The organism is Streptomyces sp. 150FB (assembly GCF_000818195.1).
Taxonomy (GTDB): Bacteria; Actinomycetota; Actinomycetes; order Streptomycetales; family Streptomycetaceae; genus Streptomyces.
In genome coordinates this window covers 551,073-568,382 of the sequence record NZ_JTHL01000001.1, presented here as the reverse complement: position 1 = coordinate 568,382, position 17,310 = coordinate 551,073, and the positions used below count along the sequence as shown (strand labels likewise).

The following is a 17,310-nucleotide window of genomic DNA, read 5'->3' as shown; positions in this document are numbered from 1 at the left end:
AAATCCGACCTTCCCGAGGAGATCCCACGATGATCGTCACGTCAAGTCCCGTCCACGCCCGCGACGCCGCCGGGCGTGGCGGGGCCCGTGGCAGCCCCTTTTCCGGGGTCCGTTCCCGTCTCGACAAGCCCGATGAACATCGTCCGCCGGAGCACCTCGACATGGCTCTGTGCGATCAGCGCGGCGGCCGCGGGGTCCCGCCGGCGCAGCGCGTCGACCAGTTGACGGTGCTCGGCGTTGGACTCCCTGAGCGCCTCCATCGGGTACGGCAGGAAGTAGCGGTACAGGTCGCGCAGCACCGTGCCGTACGGCACGGTCAGTGAGGGGCTGCCCGTCGCCGCCGCGAGGGCGAGGTGGAACCGCTCGTCGCAGCGGTGGAACTCCGCCCAGCTCGGTACGCGGTCCATCGTGTCGACGAGTTCCGCCAGCCGCTCGATCGCCGCGCCGTCGGCGTGGGTCGCGGCGAGGTGCGCGATGCCGCACTCGAACGCGAGCCGGTGCTCGATGAGCAGCCGTACGGTCGCCGAGTCGGAGCGGTACGCGTCGGTGGCGCCGATGACCCCCTTCGCCGGGTCGGCGGCCACGAGCGTGCCGCCGCCGCGCCCCCTGCGGCGCTCCAGCACACCGTCCTTGCAGAGCGAGACCAGCGCTCGGCGGGCGGTGATCTCGCTGACTCCGAGGGCCTCCGCGATCTCGTCGGAGGCGGGGAGCCGGTCGCCGGGGGAGAGGAGGCCGAGATCGACGGCGAGCGCGATCCGCGCGCGTACGGCTTCGAGCGCCGACAGCCGCCGGATACCGCTCAGTTGGGGGGCGTCGAGGCCCGCGATCTCGGAGTCGGGACGGCGAGGCATGAAATCACCCTAACTGTCGTCCGCGGTACGGCCCTGGATGGTCCTTGTTTAAGTGCTCATTCTGCTCTATTTTCTTTCTCCATGTCCCGACCGCTGCCCCTCGCCGTCGCCCAGCTCCCGCCCCGCCCGGCCGGGGCCCCGCTGTCCGGCTTCGCCGCCGAGGCGCGGCGGCTGCTCGGGAGATTCCCCGCCACCGGGATGGCGGTGTTCCCCGAGACCCACCTGTGCGGAGTCGACACCGACCTCGCCGACGGTGGCGAAGCGGAGATGCGGGAGCTGCTCTGGGAGGCCGCCGAGCCGCTGGACGGGCCACGGACCAGAGCGCTCGCCGAACTCGCCGGAGACCTCGGGATCTGGCTGCTGCCCGGCACCGTGTGCGAGCGGGGGCCCCGCGACGAGCTGTTCAACACGGCGCTGGCCTTCTCGCCCGAGGGCCGGCTCGTCGCCTCGTACCGGAAGATCTTCCCCTGGCGGCCCTACGAGCCGTACGACCCGGGCGACCGGTTCGTGGTCTTCGACGTCCCCGGCACCGGCAGGTTCGGCTTCTCCGTCTGCTACGACGCCTGGTTCCCGGAGGTCGCCCGCCATCTCGCGTGGATGGGCGCCGAGGTGATCGTCAACCCCGTGATGACCACGACCGCCGACCGCGAGCAGGAAGTGGTGCTGGCCCGCGCCACCGCCATCGCGAACCAGGTCTACGTCGTCAGTGTGAACACGGCGGGGCCGGCCGGCACCGGGCGGAGCCTGGTGGTCGACCCCGAGGGGCGCGTCCGGGTCGAGGCGCCCTCGGAGGGCGCCACCGTGCTGACCGATGTCATCGACCTGGACGACGTGAGCCGCGTACGGACCTACGGCACCGCCGGACTCAACCGGGTGTGGGCGCAGTTCTCCGACGCCGACGCCCCCCTCGAACTCCCGCTGTACGAGGGCCGGATGGATCCGCGCCGCTGGCACCCCGCCGGATCCCCGCCCGAGCCGTACCCGCCCGAGCCGTCCGCATCCCGGCCGCCAACTCCCGCGCCGTCCCCGCCCGAACCGACGTCCCCGCCCGAACCGCCCTCCCCGTACCCCGGAGCCCGTCCATGAGCACGCCTCCTCCCGGCCTCACCCGGTCGCTGACCCTCAGGTCGGTCGTCCTCTTCGGCCTCGCCTACATGACACCGCTGATCGTGCTCGGCACCTTCGGTGTGGTCGCCGAGTCGACGGGCGGCGCCGTCCCCACCGCGTACGCGCTCGCCCTCATAGCCATGCTCTTCACCGCGCACAGCTACGGGAAGATGGCAGCCGCCCACCCCGTGTCCGGGTCCGCGTACACCTATGTGCGGCGCGCCATGGACGGCCGGGTCGGCTTCCTGGTGGGCTGGGCCACGCTGCTGGACTACTTCTTCCTGCCGATGGTGATCTGGCTGATCGGCGGGTCCTACCTCCAGGCGCAGTTCCCCTCGGTGCCGTTCTGGGTCTGGATCCTCGCGTTCATCCTGGTCACCACCGCCCTGAACGTCCGGGGCATCAAAACGGCCGAGCGCGTCAACGACCTGCTGATGATCTTCCAGATACTGGTGATCGGGATCTTCGTGGTGCTCTCGCTGCGCCATGTGATCGGCGGAGCCGGCGCCGGGGGTCTCGCCGACGGCGCGCCGTTCTTCAACAGCGCCACCACCGTGTCCGGCATCTCGGCGGGCGCGGCGCTCGCCGCCTACTCGTTCCTCGGCTTCGACGCGGTCACCACCCTCACCGAGGAGACGGTGGAGCCCGAGCGGACCATGCCCCGGGCGATCCTGCTCATCGCGCTGATCGGCGGCGCCATCTTCGTACTTGTCGCCTGGGCCACCCAACTCGCCCACCCGGGAAGCCACTTCGACGACGTCGGCTCCGCCGCCTTCGAGATCGCCAAGACCGTCGGCGGCGACCTGTTCTCCTCGGTCTTCCTCGCGGGGCTCGTGGTCGCCCAGACCGCCTCGGGGATCGCCGCCCAGGCCAGCACGTCCCGGCTGCTGTACGCCATGGGCCGCGACTCGGTCCTGCCGCGCCGCTTCTTCGGTTTTGTGCATCCCCGGTTCCGTACACCGGCGTTCAACGTCCTGCTGACCGGCGCCGTCGGCCTGATCGCGCTGCGGCTCGATGTGGCGACCTCGACGTCCTTCATCAACTTCGGCGCGTTCACGGCCTTCACCTTTGTCAACTTCTCGGTGATAGCCACCTATGTGCGCGAACGCCGGGCCGGCCGCAGCCCCGGAGTGCTGCCGTATGTCGTCGTGCCCGCGATCGGCGCCGCCGTCGACATCTGGCTGCTGGCGCACCTGGACGGGCGGGCGCTGACCCTGGGCCTGGTCTGGCTCGCGCTGGGCGTCGTCTATCTCGCCTGGCTGACCCGGCTGTTCCGTAAGCCGCCTCCCACGATGGACTTCAACGAGGAGACGGCGGTCGCCGAACCGGCATGAGCCGGCCCCGCCGTGAGCGGGGCCGGAAGTCCCGCCCCGCTTACGGCGGTTGGTACGACCTGCGTCATCCGGCCAGTGCGGCCAGCTCCGTCCCCGCGAGCAGGAAACCGCCCACCCCGAAGTCGGCTGTGCTGTCGTAGGTGATGGGCTGGCTGGACTCCGGGCGGTCGCCGACCTTCTGGATGTAGCCCAGCACCCCGTCCGGGTGGACCGCGGTGGCGACCAGACCGTTCCAGGCGCGGGCCGCCACCGGCAAGTACGTTGCCCTGCTGACCAGTTGGGCACTGATGGCGTACGCCGTGCTGTACGCGAAGAAGACGGTGCCGCTCGTCTCGGGCCCCGGCAGATGCGCCGCGTCGCCGAGATTCACGTTCCAGAAGCCGTCGCTCCGCTGCACCTTGGCCACAGCGGTCACCAACTGGACGAGCGTGTCCCGGTATTCGGCGACATGCCGCTCGCTGCCCGGCAGCGCCTTGAGCGTCTTGGTGTGGGCGGCGGCCACCCAGCCGTTGCCGCGCGACCAGAACACCGGCTTGCCGCTGGGGGAGACGATCCCGCCCGGCACGAAGTTCGCGTCCCGGTACCACAGGCCGCTCGCCGCGTCGTACAGACCGGGTCCGCCCTCCGTGTGCTTGGTGTGGGTGTAGAGGCTGTACGTCTTGTCCCAGTACGCGGAGTCACCGCGCAGTGCGCCGAGCCGCGCGAACGGCGGCATCGCCATGTGCAGGGCGTCGTCCCACCACCAGTCGTCGTTCTTGGCCGGCTGGTCGGTCGTGACCATCCGGTGCAGCGAGTCCTCGATCGCGCTGATCTTGTGGTCGTCGGGCTCCGCCTCGTACAGGTCCAGATACGCCTGTCCCGCACAGTGGTTGTCGGCGTGCCGGGTGGTGACCCCGCCGTTCAGGGAGTAGTCGTGCTTCTCCGCCCAGCCCCGGGCGTAGCTGAGATAGCCGGCGTCGCCGGTGAGCCGCTGGAGCGCGAGGAGACCGCTGAAGAAGGTGGCGTTGGCCCACAGGTTGTCGCCCGGGTCGTTGTGCGCGCCTATCCAGTGGTCGGCCACGCGCCGCAGCACGCTGATGATCTCGGAACGCGACGGCAGTGTGGGGGAAGGCGCCGCCGGAGCGGGCGCCGCCGTCGCGGACGCGGTCAGGGAGGGCAGGACGGTCGCGGCGGCCGCGAGCGCGGCTCCGCCGCCGAGCAGATGTCGTCTATCCATGTGAACGACTCCTCAAGGTGTGGGGGGCCTTCATCTTCAACTCGGGGACCCTGAGGTGTCCATGGTGTGGCGGGAGCGTTTCTGGAGCCTCCGGAAATCCGAACGGCGTTCAGAAGCGCATGTGTTGTTCAGATGACGGAACTTCCCTGGTCGAGGATTTCCTCAACGGCGGCCGGGACACGCACGGATGACGCCCGCACCAGCAGCCGCGCCGGTACGACGGAGGTGCCGGGCGCCTGCCGGGGGTGCTCGATCAGGTCCACCAGCGCGGCGATCGCGAGGTCGGCCGCCCGCCGGGGATCGAGCGACACCGTCGACAGCGGCGGGAGCGTCGCCTCGTACGCCGGGTCCTCGCTCGCGCAGACGAGCAGCAACTCCTCGGGTACGCGGATGCCGAGCCGCGCCGCCGAGGCGAGCGCCTGCCGGCCGCACGGGTTGTAGATCCCGTACAGCGCGTCGGGAGCGTCCGGCCCCGACAGCAGCGCGTCGAGGTACCGGCCCTCGCTGTCGCCGGGGGCGAGCGGCACGGCGTACGGTACGGCGCCCCGCTCCGCACACCACTCCCGGTGCGCGGCCAGCGAGCAGCGGGTGTAGTGGTCCCTGCCGGGTCCCGCGACCAGGGCGACCCGCCGTGCGCCCTGGGCGGCGAGGTGGTCCAGGACGGCGCGGGTGGTCGAGCGGTGGTCGTTTGCGGGACGTCTGGACGATGGAGTCGCTGCTGCCGTACATAGGCGCCGACCGCCACCGGCTCCAGTACCCGGCGCGCGGCCTGGAGCAGCACGGCGTACGCCTGTCGGGCGGCTCCGACTGGCCGGTGGACCCGCTGCACACCTGGAACCAGGTCCGTACGGCCGTCGACAGCGAGGGGGACGTCGCCACCGAGGGCGCGCTCTACCCGGAGCTGCAAGGCATCAGCCGCGCGTCGTCCCTGCGAATGCACACGTCGGGCTCGGCCCACCAGCTCCGCCTCGACCACCTGACCGGCACGCTCAGCCCCGGCCGCTCGGCGGATCTGGTCGTCCTCGACCGGGATGTCGCACGGGTGTCGCTGAAGGACCTCGGCGAGACGCAGGTACGGCTGGCGCTGGCCGGGGGCAGGACCGTGTACGAGGCGGACTCGGCGGCGGGCAGGGCCGCCCGGGGGACGTCAGGCGCCGCCGCCGCGCTCGACGCCGTGCACGGCAGGCACGGCGCCTGCGGATGCGGTACGAGTCACTGAGGTGTGACGCTCGCTGAGGCGTGACGCTCACCGGCCATGACGGAGTCCGGCGGCGGCCCGGTGTGTCGCACCGCCGCCGCCGGACGGAACTGCGCAGACTGAACGCGGTTTTCGGCGGTCGAGCTCCTGGGCACACGCAGTCCGATCAGGTCGGGCGGTGCCTTTCTGCTGTGCCGAGGGCCGCGGCACGCGGAAGAGAGGACACCACGTGGCTCACCAGCCGGCGAACGGCCCGGACCCCGAAGCCCAGCGAGGTCCCGGAGGAGACACGGGTCCCGACCCGAGGCGCTGGAAAGCCCTCGCGGTCTGCCTGGTCGCGGGCTTCATGACGCTGCTGGACATCTCCATCGTCAATGTCGCGCTGCCGTCGATCCGCCAGGGGCTGCACACCCCGACGTCCGACCTCCAATGGGTCCTGTCCGGCTACGCGCTGGCCTTCGGCCTCTTCCTGATCCCCTCGGGCCGTCTCGGTGACGCGCGCGGCAGGCGCCGGGTGTTCATGATCGGACTCACGTTCTTCACCCTGTCGTCCGCCGCCTGCGGCCTGGCCCAGTCCAGTGAGTGGCTCGTCATCGCCCGGCTGGTGCAGGGCGTCTCCGGAGGGCTGATCTCGCCGCAGGTCTCCGCGCTGATCCAGCAGATGTTCTCCGGCCGCGAGCGGGGCCGTGCCTTCGGCATGTTCGGCACGGTCGTCGGCCTGTCGATGGCCGTCGGCCCGTTGCTCGGCGGGCTGCTCATCGAGGCGGGCGGCGACCGGGACGGGTGGCGGTGGGTGTTCTTCGTGAACCTGCCGCTGGGCGTCGTCTGTCTCATCCTGGCGAAACGGCTGCTGCCCGACACACCGTCGGCGGGGCACGTCGGTGTGCGCGCCCTCGACCCGCTGGGTGTGCTGCTGCTGGGGGCCGGGGTACTGACGCTGCTGCTGCCCTTCGTCCAGGAGCAGGAGTGGCACGGCAACACCAAATGGCTGCTGATCCTCCTCTCCGCGGCCCTGCTGGCGGCCTTTGTCGGGTGGGAGCGCCGCTGTATCAGGACCGGAGTCCAGCCGGTCATGGACCTGGCGCTGTTCACGTTCCGCTCGTTCTGGCTGGGCTGCCTGCTGGTCCTGATGTACTTCGCCGGTTTCACCTCGATCTTCTTCATCACCACGCTCTACCTCCAGAGCGGCCTGCACTACAGCGCGCTCCTCGCCGGTGTCGCCATCACACCCTTCGCACTGGGCTCCGGATTCGCGGCGACCATCGGCGGGCGGCTGGTGGGCCGCTTCGGGCGGCCCTTGGTCGCCGTCGGGCTGATCATGGTGGTCGTCGGGCTCGCGGGGACCGTGGTGGCCGTCCATCAGGTATCCGGACGCGGCGTGGGCTGGGCGATGGCGGCGCCGCTGCTGCTGGCGGGCCTCGGCAGCGGGCTCGTCATCGCCCCGAACCAGACGCTGACGCTTTCCCAGGTGCCGGTGTCCCAGGCGGGCAGCGCGGGGGGCGCGCTCCAGACCGGGCAGCGGGTCGGCTCGTCGATCGGCATCGCCGCCGTGGGATCCGTCTTCTTCGCGCAGGTGAGCCGCGAAGGGTGGCGCGCGGCGTACGACCACGGCCTCGTCGTGTCGGTGGCCTTCGTGCTGGCGGCGCTGATCGTCGCCCTCTCCGACGTGGTCGCCGATCGCCGGACGGGGAAGCGGGACACCAGGACCGGTGGGGCGGATGAGGGGACATCCGGCTCGAATCGGGAAGGCTCGTAGCCTGGGTCGTACGGGCGCGCACCTGGTGCGCGCCCCGGAGGAAGGAGAGCCGCGATGAGCCACGGTACGGAAACGCCCGGCAACACCGCGTACGGGAAGAAACCCTTCAAGCGTTCCAAGAGCCACTTCGCCGACCGGATCACCGCCGACGGCCGGGACGGCTGGCCCGTCGAGGCGGGCCGCTACCGCCTTGTGGTCAGCCGCGCCTGTCCTTGGGCGAGCCGTTCCCTCGTCTCGCGCCGGCTGCTCGGCCTGGAGGACGCGCTGTCGCTCGCCGTCACCGATCCGATCCAGGACGACCGGAGCTGGCGCTTCACCCTGGACCCGGACGGCCGCGACCCCGTCCTCGGCATCCGCTACCTGAGCGAGGCGTACGACGCCCGCGAGAGCGGCTACCCCGGCGGGGTCAGCGTGCCGGCGATCGTGGACGTACCGAGCGGGGAACTGGTCACCAACGACTTCCAGCAGATCACCCTGGACCTCGCGACGGAGTGGAAGGCGCTGCACAGGTCGGGCGCGCCCGACCTCTACCCTGAGCCGCTGCGCGAGGAGATCGACGACGTCGCCGAAGGCATCTACCGCGACATCAACAACGGCGTCTACCGGGCCGGTTTCGCGACTGATCAGAGTGAGTACGACGAGGCGTACCGCGCCCTGTTCCGCCGTCTCGACCTGGTGTCGGAGCGGCTGGCCGACCGCCGCTATCTGGTGGGGGACACCATCACCGAGGCGGACATCCGGCTGTACACCACACTGGTGCGCTTCGACGCCGTCTACCACGGCCACTTCAAGTGCAACCGCTCGAAGCTCACCGAGGACCCCGTCCTGTGGGCGTACGCCAGGGACCTGTTCCAGACGCCCGGCTTCGGGGACACGACCGACTTCGACCACATCAAGCAGCACTACTACCGGGTGCACACCGGGGTCAATCCGACCGGCGTCGTCCCGCTGGGCCCCGACCTGTCGGGCTGGCTGACGCCGCATCACCGGGAGGAGCTGGGCGGACGCCCGTTCGGCGACGGCACCCCGCCGGACCCGGTGCGGCGGGGCGAGGGGATCTCGGCCGCGGGGCGCCCCTGAGGGCCCGGGGCCTCCTGACGGCGCGGCGGTACGTCAGCCGGTACGTCACTCCGTACGCGGCGGACGGCGCAGCACGTACAGCCCCACGCACGCCACGAGGACGATCACGCAGCCGGTGAACGTCAGCCCGGCGCCGCGCAGTCCGATCCCGACGGCCAGCGCGCCGACCCCGACGACCGGCAGTGAGATTCCGATGTAGGCGGCGACGAAGAAGGCCGAGATCGTGCCGCCCCGGCTCTCGGGCGGCGCGGCTCCGGTCAGGGCGGTCATGCCGGCCCGGAACGCGAGACCCTGGCCGAGACCGCCGCACAGCGCCCCGGCCACCAGCAGCCCCAGCGACTCGAACAGCAGGGAGAGGCCCACCAGTACGAGGCCGGCCACCAGCACCAGGCAGCCGACCGGCAGCGCCCTGCGTACGCCGAGGGTCCCGAGCAGCGACTGCCCCACGGTGGAGGCCAGGAAGACCGCGAAGACCACGGCGCCGGTCACCGCCAGATTCTGTTCGCCCAGGGTCTGCGCCAGGAACGCGGGCGCGACCGCGGTGAACAGCCCCAGCAGCGCGAAGCCGCTGAACGCGACCAGCGCGGCCGGCCCGAAGACTCCGCGTACCTCGGGAGGCACCTTCAGACCCTGCGGACGCAGCCGGGGCCGGCGCGCGCGGTGGGTGACGGTCTCCGGCAGGAACCAGGTCAGTACGGACGCCGCGGCCACCAGCGTGAGATGGACCAGGAACGGCAGGCGCAGCGGGTGCGACGCGTACTGGGCGAGCAGCCCTGACAGCGGCGGGCCGCAGCCGAGCCCGCCCATGTTCGCCGCGGTCGCCGCGAACCCCGCGCGCGCCTCATGCCCCCGGGGGGCCAGCTCCATCACGGTCGCCGTCGCCGTACCGCTGAAGAGCCCGGCCGCGAAACCCGACAGCAGCCGGCCGATGAACAGCAGCGGCAGGCCGCCCTCGAAGAGGAAACACAGGGCGCTGGCGGCGGAGAAGCCCAGCGCGAGCAGCAGCACGGGCCGGCGGCCCGCCTGGTCGGAGAAGTTCCCGGCCAGCAGCAGTACGGCGATCACACCGAGGGCGTAGACGGCGAAGACCACCGTCACCATCAGCTCCGAGAAGCCGATTTCCTGCCGGTAGAGCCCGTACAGCGGAGTGGGCAGGGTCGTACCCGCCATGCCGACGGCGAACACACCCGCCGCCACCGGATAGCCGGGACGCGGAAGGCGGCCGAGGTGGTCGATCACGCACATCACAGTACGAGCCGTCAGGCACCGGGCCCGGGACCGCCGCCGGGTGGGTCCCACCACGTCACCGCCGACGAGCCAGTGGCAGTCACCGGCAATGCCCCCACGAGTTCTCGGTAAGTCCCCCGGGAAGTCCTCAGCAAACCCCCGCAAGCCCTCGGCGGTCCCTCAGCGGTCCCTCAACAGGCGCTCAACAAGCCCTTCGCACCGCACCCTTGACGCGGACACGTCGACCTGTATGGTCTAGGCCAAGTGGTAAAGACCTTTGCTGCCGCACCGGGTTCCCGCCCGGTGCGGAGGTGGTCGGTGCCGCCGCCCTTCGCGCCTCTTGGCCCCCACACTCGAGAGGCCGGCCTGCCGTATCCGGGTCCCCCCACGGACTTGTTCACGGCCGGAAGACCTGATGTGAAGGAGTTCTATGCACCCGAAAAGGAAGATAGCCGCCGCCGTAGGTGCCGTACTCGCTCCGGTGCTCGCGGTGAGCCTCCCGGCGAGTTCCGCGAGCGCCCACGGATATGTGTCCTCGCCTCCCAGCAGGCAGGCCCAGTGCGCCGCCGGAACCGTCAAGTGCGGTGACATCACCTATGAGCCGCAGAGTGTCGAAGGCCCCAAGGGTCTGACCAGTTGCAGCGGCGGAATCGCGCGATTCTCCGATCTCGACGACGACTCCAAGGGCTGGACGGTGACCCCCGTCAGCAGCACCACGGAATTCAAGTGGACCCTGACGGCGCAGCACGCCACCAGCACCTGGCAGTACTTCGCCGGCGGCCAGAAGATCGCCGAATTCAACGACAACGGCGCGAAGCCGGGTGCGACCGTCACCCACTCGGTGAACTTCGGCAGCCTGAAGGGCAAGCAGAAGGTACTGGCCGTGTGGAACATCGCGGACACCGCGAACGCGTTCTACACGTGCGTCGACGTGAACGTCGGCTGAGACGGCGCTCCGCGCCCCCGGTCCCGGTCGTGCGCCGGGTGAGCCCCTGAACTACCCCCACGCAGGGGCTCGCCTGCGCCGATCGGTGTGCTCGACCTCCCCCCACACCCTGGGCGGGCCGCGTGTCAGGCCCGCCCGACCCAAGGAGTGACCTCCGTTGCGTAATCGGATTCTCGGACTGCTCACGGCGACGGCGGCGGCCGCCGCGTTCGCCACGCTCTCCCTCGCCCCGGCCTCGTCCGCCGCCCCGGCCAAGGCCGCGTCGGCGCCGGCGGCCAGTTTCATCGTCAGCGAAGCGCAGTTCAACCAGATGTTCCCGGGCCGGAACTCGTTCTACAGCTACGGCGGACTGACCGCCGCGCTCGACGCCTACCCGGGATTCAGCGGTACGGGAAGCGACACCGTACGCAAGCAGGAAGCCGCCGCCTTCCTGGCGAATGTCAGCCATGAGACCGGCGGTCTTGTCTATGTCGTCGAGCAGAACACCGCGAATTACCCGCACTACTGCGACGCCACCCAGTCGTACGGCTGCCCGGCGGGCACCGACAAGTACTACGGCCGCGGCCCCATCCAGTTGAGCTGGAACTTCAACTACAAGGCCGCCGGCGACGCGCTCGGCATCGATCTGCTGAACAATCCCGACCTCGTGCAGAACGATTCGGCCGTGGCCTGGAAGACCGGACTCTGGTACTGGAACACCCAGAGCGGCCCCGGCACGATGACCCCGCACGACGCCATGGTCAACAGCCGGGGCTTCGGCGAGACCATTCGGAGTATCAACGGAAGTATCGAATGCAACGGCGGAAACCCCGCCCAGGTGCAGAGCCGTATCGACAGCTACACCCACTTCGCGCAGATCCTGGGTGTCGACCCGGGTGCCAACCTGAGCTGCTGACGAGCATCCTCACAGCGCACCGGAGTCCCTGAACGGGGCGCCGCCGGTCCGGCGGCGCCCCGTTCACTCGGAGTCGCCCGCCGGCGTCTCCTCGTCCGTCTCCTCGCCCGCCCGCACCAGTTGCCGCCTCGTGCGCTCCTCGTGGAAGAACCGCCCCACGAGCGCCCCGCCGTAGACGACGAAACCGACGCCCACGAGCCACGACTGGATGACCAGGACCGTGCCGAACGGGCCGTACGTGACGGCGTTCGACGCGATCAGCGGGGAGAAGATGAACCGCGAGAAGACCCGCAGGCCGAGCAGGCCCAGCGCGGTCGCCACAGCGCCGGGAAGCAGCGCCCGCCAGCGGATCCGGCCGCCGAGCAGCATCTGCTGCGACCACCAGAAGAACAGGCACGTACCGATCACGTCGCCGATGGTGCCCAGCACCGTGATGAACACGGACCTGTCGGTGATCGGGGTGTTGACGAACAGCACGAGGTAGAAGACGAGCACGGCGAGCCACACCACATGCCGCCACAGGGTGTGCCAGCGGGCCGTCGACAGCTCCCACACCCGCTCGTAACCGGTCTGCACCGCCGAGCCGAAGGTCAGGCCGAAGACGGCCAGCGCCGCGAGGCCGAAGGCCGTCGTACGCTGCAACGCCTCCCCGGGCCGGCCGAACAGCTCCTGGATCTCCGCCTGCGACGAGGACGACACACCGAGCCCCTGGCCCAGCCAGCGGGCGAACCCCTGGCCGCTCGCCGGGTCGGCGGCCGCGACGAGGATCAGCAGCGGGACCAGCGTCAGGAATCCGAGCGCGGCGAACCCCATGGCCCGGTGCATCAGCTCCAGCTCGCTGCCGCGGGCCCAGATGATCCCCGCCGGGGATCCTGCGATCCTGCGGTACAGACGCTGCGGTCTGCGCGGGGGGCTCGGCGGGTCTACGGGCATCCGGGTCATGTGTCGACTTCTACCCCAGCCGGTGCCCGGCCCGCGTGGCGGCCCCCGGATGGGTGCGGCATTGCTCGCCGTACGGGGAGAGTGCCGGCGGTCAGGGACGGGCCGCCGTCCCCCGGCGAAGGCGGCGGACCTCCCGTGCCACACTGGCCGCCGATCCGCCGAAGGAGCCCGCCGTGTCCATGATCCGCAATCTCCGCAGAACCGTGCGCAAGGCCTATCGCCGGAGTGTGGACCTCAGCCACCCCGCCCGTTCGCCGCTCGGCAGCTCGGTGGTCAACTGCGTGATGTATCTCGACGGATCACGGCAGTCAGGTGACTGCGCGGCCGAGGAGGCGCTGCGGCAGGTCCGCAAGGCCGGCGGCGGTTTCGTCTGGATCGGGCTGCACGAACCGGCGGCCGACGAGTTCGCCGGGCTCGCCACGCTGTTCTCCCTGCATCCGCTGGCCGTCGACGAGGCGGTGACCGCTCATCAGCGGCCGAAGGCCGAGCTGTACGACGACACGCTGTTCGCCGTCTTCAAGACCGTCACCTATGTCGAACACACCGAGCTGACCGCGACCAGCGAGGTGGTGGAGACCGGCGAGCTGATGGTCTTCACCGGAGCCGACTTCGTCATCACCGTGCGGCACGGCGCCCACGGCTCGCTCGGCCCGCTGCGCGAGTCCCTGGAGGCGGCGCCCGAGCGGCTGGCCAAGGGGCCGGCCGCCGTACTGCACGCCATAGCCGACCACATGGTCGACGACTACCTCTGTGTCGCCGACGCCATCCAGGACGACATCGACGCCGTCGAGACCGCGGTGTTCTCCGAGAACCCGGGCCGTGGGGAGGCGGGCCGGATATATCAGCTCAAGCGGGAACTCCTGGAGCTGAAGCGGGCCATCTCGCCGCTCGACCGCCCGCTGCACAAACTCGCCACCCAGCCGAACCGGCTGGTGGGCGCCGAGACCCAGCGGTACTTCAGGGACGTCGCCGGCAGTCTGGAGCGGGTCACCGAGCAGACGGCCGCCTTCGACAACCTGCTCGACTCGATCCTCCAGGCCCACCTCGCGCAGGTGACCGTCGCCCAGAACGAGGACATGCGAAAGATCACGGCCTGGGCCGCCGTGATCGCCGTACCCACCATGGTCTGCGGTGCGTACGGCATGAACTTCCCCCATATGCCGGCCCAGGAATGGACGTACGGCTATCCGCTCGTCATGGGTCTCACCGCCGCGGTCTGCTTCGGCCTGTACCGCACGTTCCGGCGCAACGGCTGGCTCTGACACCCCGGCAGCCGTGCGCGCGGTGGCGGCCCCCCCATTCCCTATCAGCCCTTTCCCCTATAGGAGGAGTCCTATAAGGTCGCTGCCACACGTCCGTCGTGCGAGGGAGTGCGGATGCGGAGCAGACGAGAAGTACTGGCTTACCTGGCGGCCGGAGCGGTCGCCGCCGGGGGAGTGAGCGGCTGCGCCGCCACCGGCGCGAAACGCGGCCCGAGCGGGACGCTGACGCTCGCCACGGCGAAGGATCTGAACTCCTTCGCCCCCGCCGACGCCCTGGACGCGCACTACGTGCAGTTCTACCAGCCGGTGTACGACGCACTCCTGAGCATCGCCCCCGACGGCGGCTACCAGCCGGCTCTGGCCACCTCCTGGGCGTACGACGAGAGCCTCACCGTCCTGCGTATGACCCTGCGCGAGGGCGTCACCTTCCACGACGGGCGCCCCTTCGACGGCGCCGCCGTCGCCGCCAACCTCAGCGCCACGAAGAAGGGCACGGGCACGGCGGCCAGCGCCTTCGGCTCACTCAGGACGGTGAAGGTCCACTCCCCGCACCGGGTCGACCTGATCCTCAGCGAACCCGATCCGGGACTCGTCCACCAGTTGGGCGGTCCGGGCGCGATGATGGCCAGCCCCGCCGCGCTCGGCAGGCCCGGCCTCAAGACCACTCCCGTCGGCACAGGACCGTACGTCCTGGACCCGAAGGGCACCACCGCCACCGTCCAGTACAGCTTCGTGCGCAACCCGGCGTACTGGAACCGGGCCGCCTACCCGTACGACCGGATCGTGCTCGTCTTCATCGCCGACCCCACGGCGCGCGTCAACGCGGTCCGCTCCGGGCAGGTCGACGGCACCTTCGGAGATCCGCTGAACGCCGGGGTGGCGCGCGACGCCGGACTGACGGTGACCACCTCCCCGGGGCCCGGCTTCCAGGGACTGTTCCTCTTCGACCGGGAGGGCAGGCTCGCGCCCGAACTCGGCGACGTACGGGTGCGGCGGGCCGTCAACCACGCCCTGGACCGGGAGGGGATCGTCAAGATCATGGCGGACGGCAAGGGGCGGCCGACCAGCCAGGTCTTCAACCCGCAGTCCACGGCGGCCGATCTGAGCCTCGACCACACCTATCCGTACGACCCGGGGCGGGCCAGGGACCTGCTCGCCGACGCGGGGCACCCGCACGGCTTCACACTCCGTGTCCCACAGCCGCTGAACTACCCCAACGTCGCCCCGGTCCTCGGGCAGTTGCTCGGCGACGTCGGCATCACGGTCGACTACGTCGACCTGCCGAGCCAGACCGTCCAGGACCAGTACCTGGCGGGGCGCTACCCGGTCGTCTACTGGCAGTTGCAGTCCAGCGAGCCGTGGCAGGCGGTCAACTTCCTCGGCACCACCGAGTCGGGCTGGAACCCGCTGCACGCCTCCGACCCCGACATCACCGCGCAGATAGCCAAGGTGCGCGCCGTCGGCGGAGCGGCCCAGACCGCCGCCTACCACGAACTCGACCGCCTCTACGTCGAGAAGGCCTGGTTCGCACCGGTCTTCTTCCCCGACGCGGTCTACTTCTCCTCGCCCTCGGTCAAGGTCACCCCGCAGAGCCTGCAGATCGTGCCGTCCATCCAGAACTTCTCGCCCGCCACCTGAGACCGCGGGGAAGGAACACCCGGTGCTGAGCTTCATCGCGCGCAGAGTACTTGCCGGAATCGTGCTCGTTTTCGTCATATCGACTCTGGCGTTCTTCCTGCTCTCGTCGAACGGCACGTCCATCGCCAGGACGCTGCTCGGCGAGACCGCCACCCCCCGGCAGATCGCCGCGAAACAGCATGAACTCGGGCTCGACCGGGGGGTGCTGACGCAGTACGGCGACTGGCTCTCCCATGCCGTACGCGGCGATCTGGGCATGTCCTGGCTGAGCAACACCCCGGTGTCGGCGGGACTCGCCGACCGGCTGCCGGTGACACTCTCCATCGCCGTCGGCGCCGTCCTGGTCACCGCGCTGTTCGGTCTGCTCCTCGGTGCGACGGCGGCCGTGCGGCGCGGGATCGCCGACCGGGTGGTGCAGATCCTCGGAGTCATCGGATTCGCGATGCCCGGTGTGTGGTTCGCGCTGCTGCTGATCCTCTGGCTGGCGATCGGACTCAACTGGTTCCCCGCCACGGGATACACACCACTGGCGGACTCCGGCGGGGACTGGTGGCTGTCGATCACACTGCCGGTCGTCGCGCTGTCGGTGTCGGCCGTCGCCTCCATCGCCCAGCAGGTGCGCGGCGCGATGATCGACACCCTGGACCAGGACTTCATCCGTACCCTGCGCAGCCGTGGCCTTTCGGAACGCAGGGTGGTCTACGAGCACGCCCTGCGCAACGCCGCACCCGTCGGGCTGACCGTACTGGCCGTCCACTTCATCACCCTGCTCGGCTCCACGGTCATCATCGAGAAGGTGTTCTCGCTGCCCGGCATCGGCCTGCTGGCGCTCAACTCCACTGTCGGGGGCGACAGTCCCCAGGTCCTGGGCGTGATCGTGACGATGGTGCTGGTCGTGGTCGTCGTCAATCTGCTGCTCGATCTCGCCAACGGCTGGCTCAACCCGAAGGTGCGTGTGCGATGACGACGGACCTCGTACCCGCCACACCCGCGCCCGCTCCCGCCGCCGCCTCCGCCGGGGCTCCGCGCTCCGGAGTGGCGCGCCGCTTCCTGCGCGACCCGCTCGCGACCGGCGCGCTGGTCGTGCTGCTCCTGGTGGTGCTGGTGAGCGTGTTCGCGCCGCTGCTCGCGCCGTACTCGCCGGACCATGTCATCCCGGACATCGCCAGGGCCGCGCCCGGCGGCGGGCACCTGATGGGGGGTGACGGCGGCGGCCGCGACGTCTTCTCGCGGCTGCTGTACGGGGGCCGGCTCACCCTGCTCGGCGCCCTCGTCACCATCCTGGTCGCGCTGGTCGTCGGCGTGCCGGCCGGTCTGCTCGCCGGTTACTACGGCAGGGCCTACGACGCGGTCTTCGGCTGGGCCACCAACACACTCATGGCCATCCCCGGCATGGTGCTGCTGCTCAGTGCCACCGCCGCCATCGGGCCCCGGACGCTGCCCGTCATGGCCCTGTTCGGTGTGCTGCTCGTGCCCGGGTTCTTCCGGCTCGTACGGACAGCGGTCATGAGTGTGCGCGGCGAGCTGTACGTGGACGCCGCCCGGATCTCCGGACTCAGCGATCCGCGCATCATCGGCCGCCATGTCCTGCGCGCCGTACGCGGACCGGTCGTCATCCAGGCCGCGCTCAGCTTCGGCATCGCCGTACTGATGCAGACTGGGCTCCAGTTCCTCGGCGTCGTGGACCCGACGGAGCCGAGCTGGGGACAGATGCTGGCCGACGCGTTCAGCAACATCTACGCGGCGCCGACGCTGGTCATCTGGCCCGGTGTCACCATCGGCGTCACCGTCGCCGCCCTCGCCCTGTGCGGCAACGGACTGCGCGACGCGCTGACCGAGCAGCCACGCCGGCGGCGGC

The 17,310-nt window shown here is 70.5% G+C and carries 16 protein-coding genes; 11 read left to right on the top strand and 5 right to left on the bottom strand.

What is annotated here, in order from left to right:
• Positions 1–41: 41 nt before the first annotated feature.
• Positions 42–851, bottom strand: a complete 810-nt coding sequence (locus QR77_RS02340; RefSeq protein WP_063797987.1) for an FCD domain-containing protein — start codon at positions 849–851, stop codon at positions 42–44.
• An 81-nt stretch (positions 852–932) separates the two neighbouring features.
• On the opposite strand from QR77_RS02340, the gene QR77_RS02335 reads away from it, so the two are divergent.
• A complete protein-coding gene (locus QR77_RS02335; protein ID WP_078876446.1) occupies positions 933–1,937 on the top strand; it encodes a carbon-nitrogen hydrolase family protein in 1,005 nt (334 codons plus the stop codon).
• Positions 1,934–3,292, top strand: coding sequence for an APC family permease (locus tag QR77_RS02330; RefSeq protein ID WP_040019416.1), 1,359 nt, complete (start codon positions 1,934–1,936; stop codon positions 3,290–3,292). Before QR77_RS02335 ends, QR77_RS02330 begins: the two co-directional genes overlap by 4 nt.
• A 64-nt stretch (positions 3,293–3,356) precedes the next feature.
• Here the strand turns inward: QR77_RS02330 and QR77_RS02325 are convergent, their stop codons facing one another.
• On the bottom strand, positions 3,357–4,508 hold the full coding sequence (locus QR77_RS02325) for a glycoside hydrolase family 88 protein (protein WP_040019415.1): 1,152 nt from the start codon (positions 4,506–4,508) through the stop codon (positions 3,357–3,359).
• Between the two features lie 128 nt (positions 4,509–4,636).
• Positions 4,637–5,167 (bottom strand): substrate-binding domain-containing protein, encoded by a 531-nt coding sequence (locus QR77_RS48135; RefSeq protein ID WP_078876445.1) that lies wholly within the window; start codon positions 5,165–5,167, stop codon positions 4,637–4,639.
• 29 nt (positions 5,168–5,196) lie between these two features.
• On the opposite strand from QR77_RS48135, the gene QR77_RS48130 reads away from it, so the two are divergent.
• From QR77_RS48130 to QR77_RS02305, 3 genes are all read left to right on the top strand, one after another.
• A complete protein-coding gene (locus tag QR77_RS48130; protein WP_040019414.1) occupies positions 5,197–5,727 on the top strand; it encodes an amidohydrolase family protein in 531 nt (176 codons plus the stop codon).
• Between the two features lie 208 nt (positions 5,728–5,935).
• Positions 5,936–7,462 carry an MFS transporter gene (locus QR77_RS02310; RefSeq protein ID WP_052488473.1) on the top strand — a complete coding sequence of 509 codons (1,527 nt, stop codon included), beginning with the start codon at positions 5,936–5,938 and terminating at the stop codon, positions 7,460–7,462.
• A 54-nt stretch (positions 7,463–7,516) separates the two neighbouring features.
• Positions 7,517–8,542, top strand: coding sequence for a glutathione S-transferase C-terminal domain-containing protein (locus tag QR77_RS02305; RefSeq protein ID WP_040019413.1), 1,026 nt, complete (start codon positions 7,517–7,519; stop codon positions 8,540–8,542).
• Between the two features lie 45 nt (positions 8,543–8,587).
• On the opposite strand, the gene QR77_RS02300 is transcribed toward QR77_RS02305, so the two are convergent.
• Positions 8,588–9,712, bottom strand: a complete 1,125-nt coding sequence (locus QR77_RS02300; protein WP_236711037.1) for an MFS transporter — start codon at positions 9,710–9,712, stop codon at positions 8,588–8,590.
• Between the two features lie 487 nt (positions 9,713–10,199).
• Between QR77_RS02300 and QR77_RS02295 the strand changes: the two genes are divergently transcribed.
• Both QR77_RS02295 and QR77_RS02290 read left to right on the top strand, forming a co-directional pair.
• On the top strand, positions 10,200–10,715 hold the full coding sequence (locus tag QR77_RS02295) for a lytic polysaccharide monooxygenase auxiliary activity family 9 protein (protein WP_040019411.1): 516 nt from the start codon (positions 10,200–10,202) through the stop codon (positions 10,713–10,715).
• A gap of 157 nt (positions 10,716–10,872) precedes the next feature.
• Positions 10,873–11,610, top strand: coding sequence for a chitinase (locus tag QR77_RS02290; protein WP_040019410.1), 738 nt, complete (start codon positions 10,873–10,875; stop codon positions 11,608–11,610).
• A gap of 63 nt (positions 11,611–11,673) precedes the next feature.
• On the opposite strand, the gene QR77_RS02285 is transcribed toward QR77_RS02290, so the two are convergent.
• The gene (locus QR77_RS02285) at positions 11,674–12,552 is read right to left on the bottom strand and encodes a YhjD/YihY/BrkB family envelope integrity protein (protein WP_052488472.1); all 879 of its coding nucleotides are present in this window, start codon (positions 12,550–12,552) and stop codon (positions 11,674–11,676) included.
• A gap of 179 nt (positions 12,553–12,731) precedes the next feature.
• Here QR77_RS02285 and QR77_RS02280 point away from each other — a divergent pair, with 179 nt between their 5' ends.
• From QR77_RS02280 to QR77_RS48125, 4 genes are all read left to right on the top strand, one after another.
• The gene (locus QR77_RS02280) at positions 12,732–13,814 is read left to right on the top strand and encodes a magnesium and cobalt transport protein CorA (protein ID WP_052488471.1); all 1,083 of its coding nucleotides are present in this window, start codon (positions 12,732–12,734) and stop codon (positions 13,812–13,814) included.
• Positions 13,815–13,928: 114 nt separating this feature from the next.
• Positions 13,929–15,452: an ABC transporter substrate-binding protein gene (locus tag QR77_RS02275; protein ID WP_052488470.1), complete on the top strand. Its 1,524-nt coding sequence runs from the start codon at positions 13,929–13,931 to the stop codon at positions 15,450–15,452.
• Between the two features lie 22 nt (positions 15,453–15,474).
• A complete protein-coding gene (locus QR77_RS02270; protein ID WP_040019409.1) occupies positions 15,475–16,416 on the top strand; it encodes an ABC transporter permease in 942 nt (313 codons plus the stop codon).
• A partial coding sequence (locus tag QR77_RS48125; protein ID WP_040019407.1) for an ABC transporter permease occupies positions 16,413–17,310 on the top strand: 898 nt, incomplete at its 3' end. The genes QR77_RS02270 and QR77_RS48125, both read left to right, overlap by 4 nt.